This is a genomic window from Sphaerisporangium melleum (assembly GCF_014646695.1).
Taxonomy (GTDB): Bacteria; Actinomycetota; Actinomycetes; order Streptosporangiales; family Streptosporangiaceae; genus Sphaerisporangium; species Sphaerisporangium melleum.
The window spans coordinates 1-5,231 of record NZ_BMNT01000093.1 but is presented as its reverse complement, the minus strand read 5'-3'; the positions used below and the strand labels follow the sequence as shown (position 1 = coordinate 5,231).

Sequence of the window (5,231 nt, the reverse complement as noted above, 5' to 3'; positions counted from 1 at the left end):
CGGCACGAGTCGCTGCGTACGGTGTTCGCCGAGCACGAGGGCACGCCCTACCAGCGCGTCCTCGACCCGGACGCGGTCGCCCCGGTGCTGGAGGTGGGCGAGCTCACCGAGGCGGAGCTGCGCCGGGCGCTGGACGAGGCGGCCCGGCACGTGTTCGACCTGACGACCGACATCCCGCTGTGGGGACGGCTGTGGCGCCTCGGCGCCGAGGAACACGTCCTGGTCGTGGTGTTCCACCACATCGTCACCGACGCCTGGTCGTTCGCCCCCCTCGGGCGCGACCTGGCCGCCGCGTACGAGGCCCGTCTCGCGGGACAAGCCCCCGAATGGGCGGAGCTGCCGGTGCAGTACGCCGACTACGCGCTCTGGCAGCGCGAGCTCCTCGGCGACGAGCACGAACCCGGCAGCCGCTTCGCCCGCCAGCTCGCCTACTGGCGCGACCGGCTCGACGGGCTGCCGGAGGAAGTGACCCTGCCCGCCGACCGGCCGCGTCCGGCACGGGCCGCGCACCAGGGCGCGCTGCTGATGTTCGACTTCGGCCCGGAGCTGAAGCGCGGGCTGGCCGAGCTCGCCCAGTCGCGCAACGCCAGCGTCTTCATGGTCCTGCAGGCCGGGATGGCCGCGCTGCTCACCCGGCTCGGCGCCGGCACCGACATCCCCCTGGGCACCCCGGTCGCGGGCCGCACGGACGAGGCGCTGGACGACCTGGTGGGGTTCTTCGTCAACACCCTGGTGATCAGAACCGACACCTCCGGCGAGCCGACGTTCGCCGAGCTGCTCGGCCGGGTCCGGGAGACCGCGCTCGCCGCCTACGCCAACCAGGACGTCCCCTTCGAGTACCTGGTCGAGGTGCTCAACCCCAACCGGTCGATGTCGCGCAGCCCGCTGTTCCAGATCTCGCTCGGCTTCCAGAACGAGCCGCTCGACCCCCTCACGGCCCGTGGCCTCGAAGCGGTCCCCGAAGAGGGGTTCACCGGGACTTCGCGCTTCGACCTCGCCGTCCACGTGCAGGGGACCTCGGCCGCGGACGACGACACGGCGGGCTACGTCGGCTTCGTCGAGTACGACACCGACATCTATGACCGCGACACGGTGCAGCGGCTCGTCGACCGGTACCGGCGCCTGCTCGCCGCCGTCGTCGCCGACCCCGGCCTGCCGATCCATCGCGTCGAGCTGCTGGACGACGCCGAGCGCCGGGAGATGGCGCCGCTCCGCGCCGACGCCGGGCAGATCGCCTCCCTCCTCGGCCCGGGGGCCGCGCGGATCGCCCCCCTCCTTGGCGGGGACGCCGGGCGGATCGCGTCTCTTCTCGGCGGAGACGCCGAGCGGGCGGTGTCCACGGCTGCACCGGACGCGGGCGGCGGCGTCCCCGTGCTCGCCGCGCCGGCCCCGGACGGGCGCGTGGCCGCGTACGTGCTGGACGCCTGGCTGCGGCCGCTGCCCGCGGGCACCCCTGGGGAGCTGTACCTCGCCGCCGGAACCGGCCCTCGCGCCGGCGCGCCGTCGGCCGCCATCCGCGAGGCCGCGACCTGCCTGGTGGCCGACCCCTTCGGCCCGCCCGGGTCGCGGCTGTGGCGCACCGGGCTGCGGGTGCGCTGGAACCCGGCCGAGCGGCGGCTGGAGCCGGCGCCGGACCCGCGGCCGGACGATTCCACCGCCGTGCCGGAGGTACTCCGGCCCGCCGGTGCCGACCCGACGCCGACCGAAGAGATCCTGTGCGAGATCTTCGCCGAGGTGCTGGGCCTGGACGCCGTGGACCCGGAGGACAACGTCTTCGAGCTCGGCTTCCACTCCCTGCTCGCCACCCAGGTGATCAGCCGGATCCGCGTCCGGCTCGGCGCCGAGGTCGCCGTGCGCAGCCTGTTCGAGGCGCCGTTCATCGCCGAGCTGGCCGAATGCGTGGACGAGAGCGCCGACCTGCAACTCGCGCTGGAGCGGCGGGAACGCCCGGAGCGGGTGCCGTTGTCGTTCGCGCAGCGCCGGCTGTGGTTCCTGGACCGCCTCGAAGGGCCGAGCGCGACCTACAACGTGCCCTGGTCGCTGCGGCTGCGCGGCGAGCTGGACGTGGAGGCGCTGCGCGCCGCGCTCGGCGACGTGGTCGCGCGGCACGAGGCGCTGCGCACCGTGTTCCCCGAGCACGAGGGCACGCCCTACCAGCGCGTCCTCGACCCGGGCGCGGCCCGTCCCGCGCTGGAGGTGCGGGAGGTGGCCGAGGCGGAGGTCCCCGCCGTGCTGGACGAGGCGGCCCGCACGACCTTCGACCTGGCCCGCGAGATCCCGCTGCGGGCACGCCTGTGGCGGGTCGGGCCCCGCGATCACGTGCTGATGGTCATGCTCCACCACATCGTCAGCGACGCCTGGTCGTTCGCCCCGCTCTCCCGTGACCTGATGGCCGCCTACCAGGCGCGCAGCCGCGGCGAAGCCCCCGCGTTCGCCGGCCTGCCGGTGCAGTACGCGGACTACGCGTTGTGGCAGCGGGAGGTGCTGGGCGAGGCGGGCGAGCCGGACAGCCGGCTGGGACGCCAGCTCGCGTACTGGCGGGAGCGACTGGCGGGCCTGCCCGAGCGCATCGAGGTCCCCGCGGACCGTCCCCGGCCGGCGGTGACGTCCTACCGGGGGGATGTGTGGACGTTCGGCTGGGATGCCGGGTTGCACGAGGGTCTGCTGCGGTTGGCCCGGTCGCGGGGTGCGTCGTTGTTCATGGTGGTGCAGGCGGGTCTTTCGGCGTTGCTGTCGCGGTTGGGTGCGGGGCCGGATGTGCCGGTGGGGGTGCCGATCGCGGGGCGGACCGATCAGGCGCTGGGTGATCTGGTGGGGTTCTTCGTGAACACGCTGGTGATCAGGACGGATGTGTCGGGGGAGCCGTCGTTCGGTGAGCTGGTGGGGCGGGTGCGGGAGACGGCGCTGGGGGCGTACGCCAACCAGGACGTGCCGTTCGAGCATCTGGTGGAGGAGCTGAACCCCTCCCGGTCCATGTCCCATCACCCCCTCTTCCAGGTGTCGATGGCGCTGCAGAACACCCCGCAGGCCGACCTCGGCGTCCCAGGGCTCGACGTCACCCTCGCCGATCCGCCGCGTACGGGGACCTCCCGCTTCGACCTGTTCCTCAGCCTGACCGAGCGTCCGGGGACGGGCGCCGGGCTGGACGGGCTGGTGGAGTACAGCACCGACCTGTTCGACCGCTCGACCGTCGAGACGCTGGTGGGACGGTTGCGGCGTCTGCTCGCGGCGGCCGTGGCCGACCCCGACCGGCGGATCGGCGCCCTGGAGGTGCTGGATCCGGTCGAGCGTGAGGAGCTGCTCGTCCGGCGTAACGACACCGCGATGGCCGTCCCGCCGGTGACCGTGCCGCAGCTGGTCTCCGCCGCCGTGGCCCGCACCCCGTCCGCCCTCGCCGTCATCGGCGAAGGGGGACGGCTGTCCTACGCCGAGCTGGACGCGTGGGCCAACCGGCTGGCCCGGGTGCTCATCGAGCACGGCGCCGGCCCCGAACGGGTGGTGGCCATCGTGGTGCCCCGCTCGGTGGAGATGGTCGTGGCCATGCTCGCCGCCGTCACCGCCGGCGCGGCCTACCTGCCGATGGACCCCGACCACCCGGCCGAGCGCGTCGAGTACACGCTGGACGACGCCGCGCCGGCGGCCGTGGTGACCGTCGCCTCGGTGGCCGGCCGGCTGCCGGACCGGTGGGCCGGCCGGCTGGTCGTCCTGGACGACCCCGGCACCGCCGCCCGCGTGCGCGACGCCTCCCCGGCCACGGTCACCGACGCCGACCGCCCCCGTCCGGCGCACCCCGCGAACCCGGCCTACCTGGTGTACACCTCCGGGTCGACGGGGCGGCCGAAGGGCGTGCTCATGCCGATGGCCGGGATGGTCAACCTGCTGACCTGGCACCGCGCGAACCTGCCCAGCGCGGAGGGCACCCGGACCGGCCAGTTCACCGCCGTCACCTTCGACTTCTCCGTCCAGGAGATCTTCTCGGCTCTCGTGTCCGGGCAGACCCTCGTCGTCCCGACCGACGAGCTGCGCAAGGACGCCCACGCGCTGGTCCGCTGGGTCGACCGCCACCGGGTGAACACGGTGTACGGCCCGACCCTCACCATCGAGGCGCTGTTCGAGGCGGCCCGCGAGACGGGCAGCGACCTGCCCTCCCTCACCGACGTCCTGCAGGGCGGCCAGGCGTTCACGGTCGGCGGGCACTTCCGGGAGTTCTACGGCCGCCGGGCGGGCCGCCGCGCGCACAACATCTACGGGCCGGCCGAGACCCACATGGTCACCGCCCTGTCGGTGGACGGCGACGTGCGTGACTGGCCGGCGGAGATCCCGATCGGCGTCCCGATCGGCAACACCCGCGCGTACGTGCTGGACGCGGGGCTCGGGCCGGTCCCGCCCGGCGCGCTCGGCGAGCTGTACGTCGCCGGGGCGGGTCTCGCGCGTGGCTACCACGGCCGCGCCGGGTTGACCGCCGAACGTTTCGTGGCCGATCCGTACGGTCCGCCCGGCGCGCGAATGTACCGGACCGGGGATGTGGTGCGGTGGAACCGGGCCGGGGTGCTGGAGTTCGCCGGCCGGGTCGATGACCAGGTCAAGGTGCGCGGGTTCCGGGTCGAGCCCGGCGAGGTGGTCGCCGTGCTGTCCGATCATCCGGAGGTGCAGCAGGCGGCGGTGGTCCCGCACCAGGGCCCGGACGGCGCCACCCGCCTGGTCGCCTACGTCGTCCCGGCCGGCGGAACCGGGACGAACGCGGCGGGAACCACCCGTCCCTCCGTCCTGCCCGCTGACACCGGTGTGGACGGGCAGGTGGTGCGGGGGTTCGTGCGGGAGCGGTTGCCGGAGTTCATGGTGCCGTCGGTGGTGATGGTGGTCGATCGGTTGCCGTTGACGTTGAACGGGAAGCTGGATCGGGCGGCGTTGCCGGTTCCGGTGTGGGAGGGCGGCGGTGGACGCGGCCCGCGCGGCGAGCGCGAGGAAGTGCTCTGCGAGCTGTTCTCCCAGGTGCTGGGGGTCGAGCAGGTCGGCATCGACGACGACTTCTTCGACCTGGGCGGGCACTCGCTGCTGGCCACCAAACTGGCCCGCGAGATCCGCGAGCGACTGCGCACCGAGATCCCGATCAGGTATCTGTTCGAGTCGCCCACCGTGGCCGAGCTGGCCGGGCGGCTGGACGGCGGTGGCGAGGTGCAGCTCGCGCTGGAGCGGCGGGTGCGGCCGGAGCGGGTGCCGTTGTCGTTCGC

The 5,231-nt window shown here is 74.1% G+C and carries 1 protein-coding gene; it reads left to right on the top strand.

Going from position 1 to position 5,231, the window contains the following annotated elements:
- Window positions 1–5,231: non-ribosomal peptide synthetase (locus tag IEY93_RS37090; RefSeq protein WP_189167840.1), on the top strand; the 5,231-nt coding region annotated here is incomplete at both ends.